We start from the raw sequence: 16795 nt of genomic DNA, 5'->3' as shown, positions 1-16795 counted from the left end.
GCCGCAGCTTTAGCGGCCGTCCACGGTGCGCAGGCCGAACCACTTGTCCTTGACGGCCTCGTAGTGATCGGCCGGCCGGTATTCGGCCACCTTCAGGCCCTGGTCGCGGACCGTCAGGCGCCCCATCGAAGCCAGGAGCGAATAGCTGGCAACGACCGCGACCCGCTGGGACAGGACGAGACGCTCCTGCGCGTCGAGCACGCTCTGCTGCGAAATCAATACGTCCAGGGTCGTGCGCTGACCGACATTGCGCTCCTCGACCACGCCCTTGAGCGCAAGGTTCGCCGCCGCGATCTCCGCCTCGTTCGCCTGGATCGCGGCGAGCGCGGCCTCGAGCTGCGTGCGGGCGGAGATGACCGTCTGCTGCACCTCGAGGCGAGCCGAATCGACGAGGATGCGCTGCTGGCCGAGCCGTTCCTTGGCCTGGCGGATCTGGCCGTACTCGGCACCGCCCTGGTAGAGCGGAATGTTGACCCGGGCGGAAATGCTGGCAGCGACGTTGTCGTTCAGATTGGTGTTGGTGTCTTCCTTGAAGACGTCGCCCTGGATCGACACGCCGGGCAACATCGTGCCCTCGGCCGCCTTGACGTTGTAGCCGGCCGCGTCGACGCCGCGCTGGGCCGACAGGATCTGCGGATTGTTCTGCAGACCAATCGCGACCGCCTCGTCGAGCGTGCGCGGGATGCCGCGCGTCGCCGGCGCCGGCTGCTTGATGTTCTTCGGCAGGTCGCCGACGATCTGGAAGTAGACAGCCTCGCTCGTCTTGAGCGCCGCCTGCGCCGAAACCAGCAAAGCCTCGGCCTGGGCCAGTTGGGCCTCGGACTGGCTCACGTCGGTCTGCGTCCCTTCGCCGACCTGGAGCCGGGCGCGCGAGGCGTTGAGCTGCTCGCGCAAGAAGGCCAGGTTCTGCCGCCGGATGGAGACGATCGCCTGGTCACGGGCGATGTTGGTATAGGCCTCGACGGCGGTAAGCAGAATGGAGATTTCCTGCGCCCGGAGCGCCTCGCGGTTGGCGAGCACATTGGCCTCGGCCGAACGCACCCGGTTCAGCGTCTGGAAACCGTCGAAGATCTGCTGGGTGATCGAGATGCCGTAGGCGGAGGTATAGGTGTCGCGCCGCTGCGAGGTCCCGGCAAGCGAACGGTCGAACCGCGTGTGCGTCGCGTCGACCTCCGCGACCGCACTGACCTGTGGCCGCATCGCGGCCTTGGCGATCGGCACGTTCTCGTCAATGGCCCGCAAGGCGGCCCGCGCCGCGTTCAGGTCGGGGTTGTTGGCATAGGTCTTCGCCATCGCACCCGCGAGGGTTTCGGCCGACACCTGATGGGTTGTCGCCAGAAGAAGGGGAACGAGCGCCGCGGCCAGCGCAGTCTTGCGGAAGAAAGCCACCGATGAACTCCAGACTGGACCGGCGCACCGGTCCCTCTCGAAAACAACACGACAACGCGTGACACGCGTGCTGCTCCTGCGCGTGCAATGCCCGTTCCGGGGCGCTGCACGCACCACATGCTACACCTTCTAACCTTTTCCCCGCCTCCTGCACAAGCACGGAGGGACCACAGCATTTTGTGGACAAGCCCCAAATACCACCGTTGCGTGCTCGACAGACACAACGGCGAGATTCCCCCGGGCGATTTTGCGCACATTCCGCCGCGAAAATCGACTCAGATTTTCAGACAATTGTCAGAATACGAACTCTGCGGCCTTGCGGAATCCCGGCAACGGCTTGACCGCGGTGTTGAAGACGCTGCGCTCCGACACGATACCGCGCTCCTTGACGTACAGGCGCGCCTGCGAGGCATTGCCGTATCCCTGCACGGCCACCAGCCGGCCCCCATCGCGCAACTCGCCGAAAAGCGATTCGGGGATGACTTCGACCGCACCGTTGACGAAGATCACGTCATAGGGCGCTTCCGCACCGTAGCCCTTCTCGAGTTCGCCGGTGACGACGGCGACGTTGTCGTAGCCAAGTTCCGCCAGGGTCTCGCTGGCGGTCGCGGCAAGCGCTTCATCGCTTTCCAGCGCCACCACCGAGCCGGCGAGCATCGACAGGATCGCAGAGGTGTAGCCGGTGCCGCAACCGACCTCGAGCACGACATCCTCCTTCGTGACGGTGGCAAGCTGGATCAGCTTGGCCAGCGGCGACGGCTCCATCAGGTAACGGCCCGGCGCGAGCTCGATGTCGTTGTCGATGTAGGCGAGAGGCTTCAGCTGTGCAGGGACGAAGGCCTCGCGCGGGACAGCCATGAACGCCTCGAGCACCGAATGCGAAGTCACGTCCGTCGTCCGGATCTGGTTGTCGACCATTTTGATGCGCGCTGCGGTGTAGTCCATCATTGCTGCCCCGTCACAGAAATCCGGCCGTCGCGGCCGGCGGTCCGATCGATATTGGCGCTTGTCTTAATGCCCTTTCCCGCCGGGTGTCCATATCCATGGGCGCGCCGGGCACGCAAAAAGTGACAGCCCTGCCCCGACCCCGGGCGATTTCCGGGGAGAAAAAACATGACTTTTACTGTCATGATAACATTGCCCGGCCGCAGCGTTATGTTGTAAGGGAAACTCAAGATTACGCATTCCAGCCCACCACCACCTGGAATGCCGGCTTCACCATCGAGACACCCAAAGGATCCGACCTTGTCGAAACGGCTTCACCTGGCCGCCGCCCTCGCTGCAATCGGCCTAACGCTCGCAAGCACCACGGTTCAGGCGCAGGAGGGTACTTCCCCTGCGGAGACCGCCACAACGCAGACACAGCCGCGGCCCGTGGTCGAGCCGGCGACGTCCGGCGCAAACCCAAATTCAGCCGCATCGCCGGTGATGGACGGGCAGGCGGCAGCGCCGGCCTTCATTTCCGATGCGATGTCGTCTGCCACTCCTTCCGCCGCCGAAGCGATCGCCGATGAAACCGGCGACGCGGCGCACTCGGTAGCCGGCGCGGCGGATGCCGCGAACGATCCGGCGGCTGTCCGCCAGGCCGGCCTGCCGCACGACCTGTCCCCCTGGGGCATGTTCATGGCCGCCGACATCGTCGTGAAGGCAGTGATGACCGGCCTCGCCTTTGCGTCGATCGTCACCTGGACCGTGCTGATCGCCAAGATTCTCGAACTCGGCGCCGCCCAGCGTGCCGTCGGCCGCGCCGCGCAGGCCCTCATCGCAGCGCCGGGGCTTGCGGCGGCCGAGAACGCCCTCCCCGGCCACCGCAACCTCCCGGCCCGCATGGTCGCGGCCGCACGCGAGGAGATCGAAAGCTCCGGATCCGTGCTGGATCACGTTTCCGACGCCGGCGTGAAGGAGCGGGTCGCCTCGCGGCTGCAGCGTCTCGAGGTCCAGGCCGGACGGCAGATCGCCAAGGGAACCGGGCTGCTCGCGACGATCGGCTCCACCGCGCCGTTCGTCGGCCTGTTCGGCACCGTCTGGGGCATCATGAACTCGTTCATCGGCATCTCGAAGGCCCAGACCACGAACCTTGCAATCGTCGCGCCGGGCATCGCCGAAGCGCTGCTGGCCACCGCCATCGGCCTCGTCGCGGCGATTCCCGCAGTGGTGTTCTACAACTTCCTCGCCCGCGCCATCACCGGCTACCGGCAGAACCTGACCGACACCTCGGCGGCGATCGAGCGCCTGGTCAGCCGCGACCTCGACCGGCGCCGGGCCGGTCTGGCCGCCCAGGCCCCGGCCGGGCGCGCCGATCCCGCCCTCGTCAGGATCGGATAAGCCATGGCCGGAAAGATCAGGGAAGGCCAGGGCGACGGGCTGGAGGAAAACAGCGAGATCAACGTCACGCCGTTCATCGACGTGATGCTGGTGCTGCTGATCATCTTCATGGTGGCGGCGCCGCTGGCGACGGTCGACGTCAATGTCGACCTGCCCTCCTCCGTCGCCAATCCGGTGCCGCGCGAGGACAAGCCGGTGTTCGTCACGCTGAAGACGGACCTGACGCTGTCGCTCGGCAATGGCGCCGTGATGCGCGAACGATTCGGCGACGAACTCGATGCGATCACGCAGGGCAACAAGGAGACGCGGATCCTGCTGCGTGCCGACAAGGCGGTGGACTACGGCGCCGTCATGGAGATCATGAACCTGCTGCGCACCGCCGGCTACGCCAAGATCGCCCTTGTCGGGCTGGAAGGCGGCGCGCAATGACCGCAGCGCCCGCCCCGCTTGTCGGACATTGCGGCTGACCGCCTGCACAGGGCCTGCCTCAACGACACGCCCCCCCTTGCCCCCGGCAAGCAACGAGAGGTAGTGTTATAGTACACATCTGCCCTGGAGAACGTCATGACCCATCGTGCCTCGTTCATTGCCCTTGCTCTGGCGCTCCTGATCCTGCCCGGATGCGCAACCCAGTCCGCCCAGTACAATACGACCTATTCCGACTACCAGGGCCCGTCGCCGGACGCCGAGGTCACCGGCATGCGGACCGGCACCGTGAACGCAAGCGGATACTGATCGCGTCGGACCTGTAGCGGCCCGCGGACAGTCCTTGCCGGGATGCCGACCGGTCGCCGGTGGCATCGGCTGGCTGGCCCGTCCGTCGATATGGTTGCGGCCTGACCGACCGCAGGAGGTACCGGCGCCCGCTACTCTCGCCCGGCCCAGGCGAGATAGCGCTGCTCCTCATCCCGGGCTTCCTGCTCAACCGCGTCATGATCGCTCACATATCGCCTGGCGAAGCCATCCACGCCCCAGTCGCGATATTGCCGGACATGGACGAGTTCGTGCACCCAGCGGACGGTGTTGGTCCGCGCATCGGACTCGCTGGCGAAGACAATGACATGATCGAGCGTGATTGCGGCCGCGCCCCCGTAACGCAGGGCGTTTGCCTGCAGGCTGAGCGCGCCTCCGCCACCGACGCGGTAGCGCGCCGAGTCCAGGATTTCGCGGTCCACGAAACCCGCCAGTTCGCGCCGGATCGCCGGCGGAACACTGCGGACGCCGGCCGAAAGGGCCTCGTCCCGCGAGATGGCGATCGCCTCCGCGAGATAGGACGCAGCCGACTGCACCAGCGCATCGACCAGGTCGCCCTCAAGCCCTTCGGCGCGTGCGCCGCCGGCGAGCGAAAGGCAGCCGGCCATCACGCATGCGGTCAAGATGCGTCGGATGCTTCCCTTGCGAGACATCGGCTGCCTCCAAGACTGCCACAACCAGTGAAGCCTACGCGCGCCTGCCCTGCGGGCAACAAAAAAGGCCGGGCTGACCCGACCTTCCTCTTCCTCGAGCCAGTGCCAGTACATCCGTGGTCAATGACGAGGTAAGTATGTTCTAGCGGCCGATCGTGACGATTGCGTGACGCGGCGCGAAGCTTGTGTGTCCAGCCGTTCGGCCGGCCGCGGCAGAATGACGCTTCATCCATGCGGCGGCAGGGGCCCACCAAAATGGGCCCCGAAATCCGATCGGAGCCCATTTCGCCTAGGCCCATTGCCGGCCCTCTGCACTCTTCTACGGCGCGGGCCAGCACCCGCAAGCCTGCTCATTGGACCCGATCGTCGACGCCCTTGCAAGCTAGCCGTTGGACGTAAGGATCCAGCCAAGGACGGAGGCGAGCCAGCCTCGACGCCGCCGCAAAAAGAAACCCGCCGAAGCGGGTCAGTTGGAGCTCGGGCGTGCCTCTGGGGCGGAGGCACCCGTGCATCACGCGGCGGTCAATGCGGGAGGGGCATTTAGGGGACCTGTGGAACCGCCAACGCGGGCATGATCGTCCCGGAAGCGCGTTTTGCGCAAGCCTGTGTGGACGCAGCAATTTGGTGGAAGCGCGTCGGCGCGTCCAATGTTTGACGGCGCACGGGGGGAAATGCACATGCACCTTTGTCTAGTTGTCACACGACGCCTGTATGGCACCGGCCGATCCTTTTTGCCCTGGAGCTAGCCTTATGCGCTCAATTTCGGCCACCGGCGCCGTCGTCCTCACACTGACCTCCATGCTCGCCCTGGTGGCCGCCGCCCTTCTCGTGCTGGCAATTTCGGCGCCGTAGCGTCGATGTCGGCCATAGAGCGGTTGCCCAAGGTCCGGCTGCCCCGCACGGCCGGCACGGTCTGCCTGCCCGAGCAAGACGGCTCCCATCGCGGCACCGCCCCCTTCGACTGCCGAACGCACTTGGTCTCCCATCGCGCTGGCGCAGCCGCCCGTGGGGTGTTAGCCGATCAATAGCCAGAAGATCGTCCCGAACACCAGGATGAAGGCTGCGACAACCGCCAGAAGGCGAGCAAGGCCCTCGTTGGTGTTGCTTTTCTCACCGACGATCTGCTCATAGGCAGAACGATGTTCCGATCCCTCGTTCATGGCGTCTCCTCCAGATCCGGGCGCTGGACGGCAGGGCTCATCATCTGCGTGTCAGCCGGTATTCGCTCCATCGCTGCGCCCACAATAGCGGCCCGTAGCAACCTGCCTGCCGCCGCGCTCGACAAGCCCTTGCTGGCTCGATCCTGACTTGGAGCCCGCAAAGGACCAAGGTACTTGTACCGTTAAAAGCCGCCACACATTGCCTGTCAACAAAGTCCGATTCACTGTTGGATTCGGGCAGGGTCAAGAGTGCCACGGCTGGGAGTGGCAAAAAGCGGCTCGCGGGGACGCGTCGGCACAGTTAAAGCCCTCTGCCTACGCTGCGGGAAGGTCTGAATACGCGATTCCGGTATGGTTGAGCGAAAAAGACTAAAGTAGTCACCGTCAATTCTCTGCGCGGAAATAGGCCGCAAGGTTCTGGCTTATCTCAGTCACCAATTTCCGACGGAGAGCGGCGGCATAGTCGCTTTTGTCGGTTGGCGTCATCACGAAGGCCCCGGGCCCCCCAATGACGTTGTCGGCAAAATAGGAAGCCAACGGATAGGGAGGCTTCTCATTTTTTGCTGGTATGACGATCGCGTTGATCGTGTATCCTTTGACGATTGCTCTCCGCCTGCTCTCCAAGACGGACATCCCGTCATTGTTCTCGCCATTGCCCGAGATGTCGATCACCTTCTTTTCAGCCTGACTTCCCAACTGCTCGAGGAGCAGGCATCCGACGTCGATGGCGGAAGAGATCGATGTCCCGCCTCGTCCCCTGCGCTCGGTGCCATTGTTTCCCTTCTCTTGGATCACCATGGCGGCCGCTTCGGCATCTTCACGCCGGCAGATTCTGGTCCATGGCAGCACGATGCTCAATTGCCCTGGACTCGCCCATTCGAAATAGGTCACGCTGATGCAGCCGAGATAGTTTCGGGCAATGGCTTTGATGACATCCGGCGAAGTGAGCGCCGTGGCGTGTCCGTAACGCTGCAGGTCGGCGGTCTCCGGATCGACCGAAGAGGAAACGTCGACGGCGAACACGACCGCTGCATCGACGTCGGTCGCATGCGTCTGCGATCCCCAGAGCAAACAAGCTGCAAGCGTTCCCACTAGCCGCAGGAATGAGTTCCGCCCCATTACTACCCCTCCTACCGAACATTCCATCAACGCTAGAAAACCGGGCGGAAAATCGAAAAGGACATCGGATCGGGAAGCGCTCGGATTGCGCATCCCGCGAAGAAGTCAGAATTGGATGGGAGATTCGATCGTTATTATTTTGACGAGCACACTCTCACAAAATGAGGGCTCCTCAAAATCACTTTTTCCTAATATTCGGGCGGCGTTGTGCTCAAAGCGGGGAGGTTTTCCGGTGCCTGAAGGCCGGCGTAGGCATGATATCGGGGCCCGCCTTCGTTTGCGGGACGGCGAAGAAGATCAAAGGGGCCGCTGGCCGATGTGAGGCCTATCCGGCTTGCATCCCCTTGCAGGGCCTTCAAGGCCTCCCAAGTTGCATTCCATGTCGCATGGACCATGCCGGACCCCGCACGGGATCTTCGAAAACACCCGGTGTTCCCTTGCAACATGCGTGCGACACGGAGCCGGAATATTCACCGGCCATCTCATGCTATCCGCATTGATTTCATTTTCGAAATTGAGTGGAGGCCTCGCCCGGAATCGAACCGGGGTGCAAGGATTTGCAGTCCTCTGCGTAACCACTCCGCCACGAGGCCGTCCGTGCTTAAAAGCGAGTGGTGCCGGGCGTTTAGAACGGATTCAAAAGAGACGCAAGAGGCATTCTTCGCGGCAGCGCGCTTTTCCTCGCCGCCGCGCGATTATCCCCGGCGTCGCAGTCTGCGCGTCGCCCACCAGACCGAAAGCTTGCGGCGCTGGCGGCGGATGAAGGGGGAATCGTGCGACAGCACCAACAGTCCGAGCGGAATCATCCAGAAGCCGAGAACGGGCAGGAATCCGAGCAGGCCGAGAAAGACGAGCAGCAGGCCGACAAGCGTGCGCACCATGCGCGACCGCGGCAGCCTGCAACGGAGCGGCCCGACGACGAGTTCGCGGGTGCGGTGATCGATGCCGAAATGGGTTTTCGCCGTTTCTCTTGGTTTCATCCGCGTGCGCCGCAATTCAGGGATGCTGGTTTTCCGGTTCGTCCAGGCTGTCATCTGGCCCTTATTCCACACGCAATCAAGGAAGATGCGTTTTTTTCTGAAAAACCGCTTGGCAAATCGGAAAAGCATTTGTAGAAGCCCACTCACACCGCGGCGAGCGGTTGATCCCTGGTAGCTCAGCGGTAGAGCACTCGACTGTTAATCGATAGGTCGTCGGTTCGAATCCGACCCGGGGAGCCAGTTTCAAGAAGGGCCGCGCGGCGAAGGCGTGGCCCTTTCTGATTCCGGGCGGTACACAGGACGGCGCCTGGCTCGCGCCTTGTGTTCTCCGAAGTTCCGGGCTGTCAAAAACACCCGACTGCGCTACCTCTTAGGTAAGGAGGAAAGGCCATGCCGGACAATGACATGCCCTCAGGAGCGGACGGACTGGACCGACTGATCGATTGCGAACAGGCGATCGACCCCGCCTTCCAGGAACTGGTCCTGCAAGCGGTCCGGGCCGGCTGGAGCGAGGATCAGGTGTGCCAGGCGATCAAGTCGCTCGCCGAGAACCAGCTTCTGCTGCTGCGGGGAACCGACGACCCCGTGAACTCCAAATGCTGAGGCTCGGTGACCGACGCTGGCCCGGCAATCGCCAGAGACCCGGCGGCCGATGACTGGCAACAGGTCGCGGTCCGATGCTCCCGCCATCCTCTGGTTCAGGCGCGACCTGCGCCTGGGCGACAATCATGCCCTGGCGGCCGCCGCCGCCGGCGGTCGCCCGGTCATCCCGCTGTTCATCCTGGAAGAAGGCAATGACGACGCCCTGCCCTATGGCGCGGCACAAGCGTGGTGGCTGCACCTTTCCCTGTCTCACCTGTCCGGGCGGCTCGCCGCGCGCGGCAGTCGGCTGGTGCTGCGGCGCGGGCCGGCGCTGGCGACGCTGGAGGCGATCGTGGCGGAGACGAAGGCCGGCGCCCTGTACTGGAACCGCCGCCACGATCCGGGCGGCATCGCGGTCGACACCGCCGTCAAGGACGCCTTCGGCAAGGCCGGCCTCGAGGTGCGCAGTTTCGCCGGCCAGTTGCTGCACGACCCGACGCGCCTGAAAACGACAGCGGGCACGCCGTACCGCGTCTTCACCCCGTTCTGGCGGGCGCTGGCCGACGGCGGCGAGCCCGACACGCCGATTGAGGCGCCGGCACACATTCCGGCCCCCAACCGGTTTCCGGACAGCGAGCAGTTGGACGACTGGGCCCTGCCACCGCGACAGCCGGACTGGGCGAGCCGGTTCGCCAGGACCTGGACACCCGGCGAAAAAGCCGCACACGAGCGTCTGGTCGAATTCGTCACCGATCAGGTCGGCGACTACGAGGCGACGCGCGACTTCCCGGCGACAGCGGGCACCTCTCGGCTGTCGCCGCACCTCGCGTTCGGCGAGATCACCCCGGCCCAGGCTTGGCATGCCGCAAGGCAGTCTCCGGCTAAGATCGGTGCGGGCGGACCGGTAAGCTTCCGCAAGGAGCTGGCGTGGCGCGACTTTTCCTATCACCTGCTGTTCCACAACCCCCGGCTCGCCGCTGCCAGCCTCGATAGCCGCTTCGACGATCTTGGATGGCGCGACGACGAGGCGGGCTATCGCGCCTGGACGCGCGGACAGACCGGCTACCCGATCGTCGACGCCGGCATGCGCCAGCTCTGGACAACGGGCTACATGCACAACCGGGTGCGCATGGTCGCCGCGTCGTTCCTGATCAAGGACCTGCTGATCGACTGGCGACGCGGCGAAGCCTGGTTCCGTGACACGCTTCTCGACGCCGACCCCGCCTCGAACGCTGCCAGCTGGCAGTGGGTGGCCGGCTGCGGAGCCGACGCCGCACCCTTCTTCCGCATCTTCAATCCGGTTCTGCAGGGCGAGAAGTTCGACCCGGACGGCGCCTACGTGAAGGCGTTCGTGCCGGAACTCGCCCGCGTGCCGGCCAATTACATCCACCGTCCTTTCGAAGCACCGGGCGCGGTCCTGAGGGATGCCGGCGTCGCACTGGGGCAGGACTATCCTCGTCCGATCGTCGACCATCGCGCCGCGCGCGAGCGGGCGCTTGCAGCCTTCGGAGTGCTCAAGGCCACGCGCTAGGCCGCCGTGCAAACGCGAAAATATCCCACGGCGCCGAGGTCCGCAGGAAAAGCATTTCTTGCAAACCATTGCTTGCGGTCCGAAAAGTCGCTGCCTAATCTAGCTGTTAAAGTACGAGGTACGCGGGCCATGGCTATTCTCCCTTCAGTGTTGGACGCAATCGGCAACACGCCGCTGATCCGGCTGAAAGGCGCATCCGAAGCAACCGGCTGCACCATCCTCGGCAAGGCGGAATTCCTCAATCCCGGTCAATCGGTGAAGGATCGTGCGGCGCTGTCGATCATCCGCGCGGCGGAACGGGGCGGCCAGCTTCGCCCCGGCGGCGTGATCGTCGAGGGCACCGCCGGCAACACCGGCATCGGCCTCGCCATGGTTGCGCAGGCGCTCGGCTATCGGACGGTGATCGTCATTCCCGAAACGCAGAGCCAGGAGAAGAAGGACGCGCTCAAGCTGCTCGGCGCCGAATTGGTCGAGGTTCCCGCGGTGCCCTACAAGAACCCGAACAACTACGTGAAGCTGTCCGGCAGGCTGGCCGACGAACTGGCGAAGACGGAGCCGAACGGCGCGATCTGGGCCAACCAGTTCGACAACGTCGCCAATCGAGACGCCCACATCGAGACGACCGCGCCGGAAATCTGGCGCGACACCGACGGCAAGGTCGACGGCTTCATCTGTGCCGTCGGCTCGGGCGGCACGCTCGCCGGTGTGGCCCAAGGCCTACGGGCGAAGAACCCCGGCGTCAGGATCGGCATCGCCGACCCCGACGGCGCGGCGCTGTTCAACTACTATGCCCACGGCGAACTGAAGTCGTCGGGCAGCTCGATCACCGAAGGCATCGGCCAGGGCCGGATCACCGCAAACCTCGAGGGCTTCCGGCCGGACCATGCCTACCAGATCCCGGATTCGGAAGCGGTTCCGCTGGTCTTCGATCTGATCGAGAACGAGGGCATCTGCGTCGGCGGCTCGACCGGCATCAACATCGCCGGCGCGATCCGCCTGGCAAAGGACATGGGACCCGGCCATACGATCGTGACGATCCTCTGCGACTATGGTAACCGCTACCAGTCCAAACTCTTCAATCCGGACTTCCTCGATTCGAAGGGCCTGCCGGTTCCGGCGTGGCTGACCAGGAAATCGGGGGTCAAAGTCCCCTACCAGGCAGTCGACTGATCCATGACCAAACCCGTGACCGCGCTCTTCCGTGACGACTTCTATCTGTCCACGGCGGAGGCGGTGGTCACGGCGGTGCACGAGGATGGCGGCATCGAGTTCGACCAGACCTGCTTTTACGCCACATCTGGCGGGCAGCCCGGCGATACCGGCTTCCTCGAACGCAGCGACGGCAGCCGCATCGACCTTGGCCCCACCGTCCACGGGCCGACCAAGGACATCGTCATCCACCGTCCGCTGACGAACGCGGTGCTGCCCTCGGTCGGCGAGACGCTGGTGCTTCACATCGACTGGGCCCGGCGCTACCGCCTGATGCGCATGCACACCGCCTGTCATCTGCTTTCCGTCGTCTGCCCTTTCCCGATCACCGGCGCGGCGGTTGGCGAGACCGAAAGCCGGGTCGATTTCGACATGAGCGAGACGATCGACCGCGACGAGGTGACGGCGAGGCTGATGCGGCTGGTGACGGAGAACCACCCGGTCTACGTCCAGTGGATCAGCGACGAGGAACTTGCGGCCAATCCCGGCATTGTTAAGTCCAAGAACGTGCGTCCGCCGATCGGGCTCGGCCGCGTCAGCCTCGTCTGCATCGGCGCGGACTCGGCGATCGACAGCCAGCCCTGCGGTGGCACGCATGTGTCCGAGACGCAGGAGGTCGGCGCCATCCACATTGCGAAGATTGAAAAGAAGGGCAAGGAAAACAGGCGCTTCCGCATCCGGTTCGGATCGCCGTCGCCCGTCGCCTGAGGAGAAGCATTCGTGAGCGCAGCCAAAAGCAAATTTGTCGTCACGCCGGACTGGGTGCAGGAACGGCTCGGCGCGCCGGGCGTCAGGATCGTCGACGCGTCCTGGTACCTGCCGGCCCAGGACCGCAACGGCGCGGCCGAGTATGCCGCCGGGCATGTCCCGGGCGCGGTGTTCTTCGACCACGACGCGATCGCCGACCATTCCACGGGGCTTCCGCACAGCATCCCCGCGCCCGAGGATTTCGCGGCCGCTGTGGAGAAGCTCGGCATCTCCGACACCGACACGATCATAGTCTATGACGGCCCCGGTATCTTCACAGCGCCCCGCGCCTGGTGGCTGTTTCGCACCATGGGAGCCAGGAGCGTCTTCGTCATGGACGGCGGCCTCGACGGCTGGAAGCGCGACGGACGTCCCCTCGAAACGGACCTTCCGGAGCCGGCGCCGGGCCGCTTCCGCGCGCAGTACGATGCCGACGCCGTCACCTCCTTCGACCAAATGCACGCGATCGTCTCGTCCGGTGCGCGGCAGATCGCCGACGCCAGGAGCGCCGGCCGCTTCGCCGGCGATGAACCCGAACCGAGGGCGGGTATGCGCTCCGGACACATGCCCGGCGCCCACAGCCTGCCGTCCGGCAGTTTCTCGGTCGACGGGCGACTGAAGGACCTGGATGCGCTGAGGGCGACCTTCGAGGCCGCCGCCATCACCCTCGATGGTCCCGTCGTCACCACCTGCGGCTCCGGGATCACCGCAGCGATCATCACGCTGGCCCTGCACTCGCTCGGACACCAGAACAACACGCTCTATGACGGCTCGTGGTCGGAGTGGGGCAGCCGGGACGACACGCCGGTGGTGACAGGGCGAGACTGAACATGGCAGCCAAGAACGTGCCGGCCGCCGTAGCGGTCCACATCACCGAGTTGCGCATGACGGCGCCGCCGAAACAGAGCCTGCCGGTCCCGGTCAACATCCAGACCGCGATCATGCGCGTTCCGAGGATCCCGCCGGCATATTACCGCTTCCTCTACACTCAGGTCGGCCGGCGCTGGCAATGGGTCGACAGGCTGCGCATGGACGATCGGGTACTGTCTGACATCCTGCACGACAAGCGCACGAACGTCACCGTGCTCTATGTCGACGGCGCTCCCGCCGGATTCTTCGAATTGTTCCAGCAGGACGCGGATACCACCGAACTCGTCCATTTCGGCCTGTTCGAGCACGCCCTCGGGTTGGGCCTTGGCAAATGGTTCATGCTGCAGACGCTTTACGCGGCCTGGGCCTCCGACCCGAAAGCCCTCACCGTGACGACCAACAACCTCGATCACCCGCGGGCGCTGCAACTCTACCAGATGTTCGGCTTTTCCCCGGTGAGCACGCGGGATGGCGTCATTCAGCCGCTCTCGGACGCGGAACTGCTGGAACTGGCCCGTCGCAGCTGAACGGCAAGGGCGCCGGGCGTCTCCGCATGAACCGTTGACAGGCATCCTTGCGGACTTGTCCCGACTGGAAACGGCGGTTTGTTTGCGTCATATAGACGCCAGTCCGACCTGTACGGCCGGCGCGGAGAGACCAGGACAGATCGCGAACGCATGAATCATTCCCGCCCCACCATCCGCGATCTGCTGGCCCGCGACACCCATGTCCTGCACACGAAGTGGCGCTTCAACATCCGGAAGCGGATCGTCGAGCTGGACGGACAGAAATACGTCCTCTACCGGTTCCGATGGAAGCGCACGATGGAGCGTTTCGAGGCCACGGTGCGACGGCTCGCACTAGCGGGCATCACCGTGCAGGCCATCTGCGCGCGCACCTCGACGGTCGGGGAGTACCTCCGATACGGCTACTGGATCGCCCTGTCCTACCTGCCCGGCCAGCCGCTGCTGCCGCGTAACGCGAACAGGATTGGCCTCGCCTCTCTGGCCCGCGCGATGGCGAGGCTGAATTCGCTGGAGGGCCCGCCGCGCCGCGCCCTGTTCGAGCGACGGCACCTTGAGTTGCCGCACGCGGCCTATCTCGCGCGCGAACCGCAACTGAGCGACGCGCAGCGGCAATGGATCCGCGAGAGCCTGACGCGACTGAGCCGCATTCCGGCGACGCAACTCGTCCACGGCGATCTTTTCAGCCACAACATCATCCAGGACGACGACCACAAGGTGGGTCTGATCGACTACGAACTGTTCGGCCATGACGTGGCCGGGATCGAACTTGCGGCGACCCTGCTGCGGCCCTTCTGTCGCCTGCCAAACCGGCGGGCGACCCTGCTGCGGGTCTACTTGCGCACCTGCTCGCCGCCACTGCGGCAGACATGGACCGACCATGGCCGCGACCTCGTCTTCGCCGCCGCTGCGCGGCTGGCGCTCGGCCGGCAGGACCGGCTCCGCCACGTCGCCCGTCGGGAGCGCCTGCTTGGCCTCGGCCGGCTGGTGCCGCACCGTCCGGCGCAGGAGGCCATCGCACGCCGGCTGCGGGCCGATGTCGGCGTCGTCAGGGCGGCGCAACGCAACGAGGCCTATTACGGCCATGTCGCCCGCACGATGATCGAGCTCTGTCTGGCCGACCCCCAGGCCGATCCGCTTGCCCTGCTGCAGCAGTGCGACGCGCGGTTCCGCAAGCAGAACCGAGCGCCGGCGCAAGAATCGGGTGTCGCCGACCGTCCGTCAGGACGATGATCCCGCCTGCCACAGCAGGAGGACCCCATGGCCATACGTTGCCGTCCCATTCCGACAGAAGAAGCAGCCGAACTCTGGAACGGCGGCGCCGATGCCTATGGCATGCGGCCCGAGCGCCGGGTCTCGGATGGCGGGGGCGTGCCCTGCCGCCACTGCCTCGGCATGGTCGAGGCCGGCGCGCCCTATCTGACGTTGGCCCACCGTCCCTTCCCCGCCCCTCAACCCTATGCCGAGACCGGACCGATCTTCCTGCACGCTGATGCCTGCCCGGCCTTTTCCGGCGAAGGCCTGCCGCCGATGCTGGAAAGCCGTGACTACATTGTCCGCGGCTACGACGCCGAGAACCGCATCGTCTACGGCACCGGTGCGGTGACGCCGACGCGAGAAATCCCGGGCTATGCAGGCGAACTGCTGCGACGCGCCGACATCGCCTATGTCCACGTGCGGTCGGCCCGCAACAACTGCTACCAGTGCCGAATCGAACGCGCCTAGCCTAACAGGAAGGGCCCGGATGCACTCCGGGCCCTTCGGTTGCATGTCGTCCCGGGGCGAGGGTCAGGCCACGTTGAGGGCAGACTCCGGCGCGGTAGCCTCGTAGCCAAGGGCCTCGGCAACCGCGCTGTTGGTTATGCGGCCGCGGTGGACGTTCAGTCCGGCGCGCAGGTGGCGGTCCTCGGCAATCGCCTTCAGTCCCTTGTCGGCCAGTTGCAGGCCGTGATGCAGGGTGGCGTTGTTAAGGGCCTGCGCCGAGGTGATCGGCACGGCGCCCGGCATGTTCGCCACGCAGTAGTGGATCACGCCGTCGACCTCGTAGGTCGGCTCGGAGTGCGTGGTCGCATGGGAGGTCTCGAAGCAGCCGCCCTGATCGATCGCCACGTCGACGATGACCGCGCCCTTCTTCATGCCCGACAGCATCTCGCGCGTGACCAGCTTCGGCGCCGCGGCGCCCGGAACCAGGACGGCGCCGATGACGAGATCGGCGGTGAACACCTCCTCCTCCAGCGCGTCGATGGTGGAATAGCGGGTATGGACACGTCCGTTGAAGATGTCGTCGAGCTGGCGCAGGCGCGGGATCGATCGATCAAGAATGGTGATGTCGGCACCGAGGCCGGCCGCCATCTTGGCCGCATGCAGGCCGACGACGCCGCCGCCGATGACCGCCACCTTGGCCGGCACCACGCCCGGCACGCCGCCGAGCAGGATGCCGCGGCCGCCATTGGCCTTCTGCAGCGCGGTCGCGCCGGCCTGGATCGAGAGGCGCCCGGCGACCTCGGACATCGGCGCCAGCAGCGGCAGGCCGCCGCGGTCGTCCGTCACCGTCTCGTAAGCCACCGCCGTGACGCCCGACTTCAAAAGACCCTCGGTCTGGTCCGGATCGGGCGCGAGATGCAGGTAGGTGTAGAGAATCTGGCCGTCACGCAATTGCGCCCATTCGGCGGGTTGCGGCTCCTTGACCTTGACGACCATGTCCGCCTTTTCAAACACTTCCTTGGCGGAACCGACGATCTTCGCGCCGGCGGCGCGGTAGGTGTCGTCATCGGCGCCGATCCCGGCGCCGGCTCTGGTCTCGACGATCACTTCGTGTCCGTGAGCCACGTACTCGCGTACCGATCCCGGCGTCAGGCCGACCCGGTATTCATGGTTCTTGATTTCCTTCGGGCATCCGACACGCATTCTTGCGTTCCTCTCTCTGTCTAGTGCCAATGATGGTCCGCCACTC

General features: G+C 65.3%; 18 protein-coding genes and 2 tRNA genes. 12 read left to right on the top strand and 8 right to left on the bottom strand.

What is annotated here, in order from left to right; translation table 11 throughout:
- Positions 1-9: 9 nt before the first annotated feature.
- Complete coding sequence (locus ACXAGF_RS08840) at positions 10-1389, bottom strand: TolC family outer membrane protein (protein WP_475016198.1); 1380 nt, start codon at positions 1387-1389, stop codon at positions 10-12.
- Between the two features lie 294 nt (positions 1390-1683).
- Positions 1684-2334: a protein-L-isoaspartate O-methyltransferase family protein gene (locus ACXAGF_RS08835; protein WP_475019237.1), complete on the bottom strand. Its 651-nt coding sequence runs from the start codon at positions 2332-2334 to the stop codon at positions 1684-1686.
- Positions 2335-2634: 300 nt separating this feature from the next.
- Between ACXAGF_RS08835 and exbB the strand changes: the two genes are divergently transcribed.
- The 3 genes from exbB to ACXAGF_RS08820 all read left to right on the top strand — a co-directional run bounded on the left by exbB (position 2635) and on the right by ACXAGF_RS08820 (position 4449).
- The gene (gene exbB, locus ACXAGF_RS08830; RefSeq protein ID WP_475016196.1) at positions 2635-3714 is read left to right on the top strand and encodes a tonB-system energizer ExbB; all 1080 of its coding nucleotides are present in this window, start codon (positions 2635-2637) and stop codon (positions 3712-3714) included.
- 3 nt (positions 3715-3717) lie between these two features.
- Positions 3718-4143: a TonB system transport protein ExbD gene (gene exbD, locus ACXAGF_RS08825; protein ID WP_475016195.1), complete on the top strand. Its 426-nt coding sequence runs from the start codon at positions 3718-3720 to the stop codon at positions 4141-4143.
- Between the two features lie 135 nt (positions 4144-4278).
- On the top strand, positions 4279-4449 hold the full coding sequence (locus tag ACXAGF_RS08820; protein WP_475016193.1) for a hypothetical protein: 171 nt from the start codon (positions 4279-4281) through the stop codon (positions 4447-4449).
- A 131-nt stretch (positions 4450-4580) separates the two neighbouring features.
- On the opposite strand, the gene ACXAGF_RS08815 is transcribed toward ACXAGF_RS08820, so the two are convergent.
- The 5 genes from ACXAGF_RS08815 to ACXAGF_RS08795 form a co-directional block, all read right to left on the bottom strand.
- Complete coding sequence (locus ACXAGF_RS08815) at positions 4581-5120, bottom strand: eCIS core domain-containing protein (RefSeq protein ID WP_475016191.1); 540 nt, start codon at positions 5118-5120, stop codon at positions 4581-4583.
- Positions 5121-6133: 1013 nt separating this feature from the next.
- Positions 6134-6280, bottom strand: coding sequence for a hypothetical protein (locus tag ACXAGF_RS08810; protein ID WP_475016190.1), 147 nt, complete (start codon positions 6278-6280; stop codon positions 6134-6136).
- A 384-nt stretch (positions 6281-6664) separates the two neighbouring features.
- On the bottom strand, positions 6665-7399 hold the full coding sequence (locus tag ACXAGF_RS08805) for a DUF1194 domain-containing protein (protein WP_475016189.1): 735 nt from the start codon (positions 7397-7399) through the stop codon (positions 6665-6667).
- 519 nt (positions 7400-7918) lie between these two features.
- Positions 7919-7992 (bottom strand) — tRNA-Cys (locus ACXAGF_RS08800).
- 102 nt (positions 7993-8094) lie between these two features.
- On the bottom strand, positions 8095-8379 hold the full coding sequence (locus ACXAGF_RS08795; protein WP_475016187.1) for a hypothetical protein: 285 nt from the start codon (positions 8377-8379) through the stop codon (positions 8095-8097).
- Between the two features lie 165 nt (positions 8380-8544).
- On the opposite strand from ACXAGF_RS08795, the gene ACXAGF_RS08790 reads away from it, so the two are divergent.
- The 9 genes from ACXAGF_RS08790 (at position 8545) to ACXAGF_RS08750 (ending at position 15567) form a co-directional block, all read left to right on the top strand.
- Positions 8545-8619: transfer RNA gene (locus ACXAGF_RS08790), tRNA-Asn, on the top strand.
- Between the two features lie 150 nt (positions 8620-8769).
- Positions 8770-8982 (top strand): hypothetical protein, encoded by a 213-nt coding sequence (locus ACXAGF_RS08785; protein ID WP_475016186.1) that lies wholly within the window; start codon positions 8770-8772, stop codon positions 8980-8982.
- 49 nt (positions 8983-9031) lie between these two features.
- A complete protein-coding gene (locus ACXAGF_RS08780) occupies positions 9032-10492 on the top strand; it encodes a cryptochrome/photolyase family protein (RefSeq protein ID WP_475016184.1) in 1461 nt (486 codons plus the stop codon).
- A gap of 129 nt (positions 10493-10621) precedes the next feature.
- Entirely contained in the window at positions 10622-11662 is a 1041-nt protein-coding gene (locus ACXAGF_RS08775) for a cysteine synthase A (RefSeq protein ID WP_475016182.1), read from the top strand.
- A 3-nt stretch (positions 11663-11665) separates the two neighbouring features.
- The gene (locus ACXAGF_RS08770; protein WP_475016180.1) at positions 11666-12409 is read left to right on the top strand and encodes an alanyl-tRNA editing protein; all 744 of its coding nucleotides are present in this window, start codon (positions 11666-11668) and stop codon (positions 12407-12409) included.
- A 12-nt stretch (positions 12410-12421) separates the two neighbouring features.
- Positions 12422-13276 (top strand): 3-mercaptopyruvate sulfurtransferase, encoded by an 855-nt coding sequence (gene sseA / locus ACXAGF_RS08765; protein WP_475016178.1) that lies wholly within the window; start codon positions 12422-12424, stop codon positions 13274-13276.
- Positions 13277-13278: 2 nt separating this feature from the next.
- Positions 13279-13845, top strand: a complete 567-nt coding sequence (locus ACXAGF_RS08760; RefSeq protein ID WP_475016176.1) for a GNAT family N-acetyltransferase — start codon at positions 13279-13281, stop codon at positions 13843-13845.
- Between the two features lie 150 nt (positions 13846-13995).
- Entirely contained in the window at positions 13996-15075 is a 1080-nt protein-coding gene (locus tag ACXAGF_RS08755; protein WP_475016174.1) for a phosphotransferase, read from the top strand.
- Between the two features lie 27 nt (positions 15076-15102).
- Positions 15103-15567: a DUF1203 domain-containing protein gene (locus ACXAGF_RS08750; protein WP_475016172.1), complete on the top strand. Its 465-nt coding sequence runs from the start codon at positions 15103-15105 to the stop codon at positions 15565-15567.
- A gap of 63 nt (positions 15568-15630) precedes the next feature.
- Here ACXAGF_RS08750 and ald read toward each other — a convergent pair whose 3' ends face one another.
- The gene (gene ald, locus ACXAGF_RS08745) at positions 15631-16749 is read right to left on the bottom strand and encodes an alanine dehydrogenase (RefSeq protein ID WP_475016170.1); all 1119 of its coding nucleotides are present in this window, start codon (positions 16747-16749) and stop codon (positions 15631-15633) included.
- Positions 16750-16795 lie beyond the last annotated feature (46 nt).

The sequence above is a fragment of the Mycoplana sp. ABR4_002 genome (genome assembly GCF_056159645.1).
This window is presented reverse-complemented; position numbering and strand designations above follow the sequence as displayed.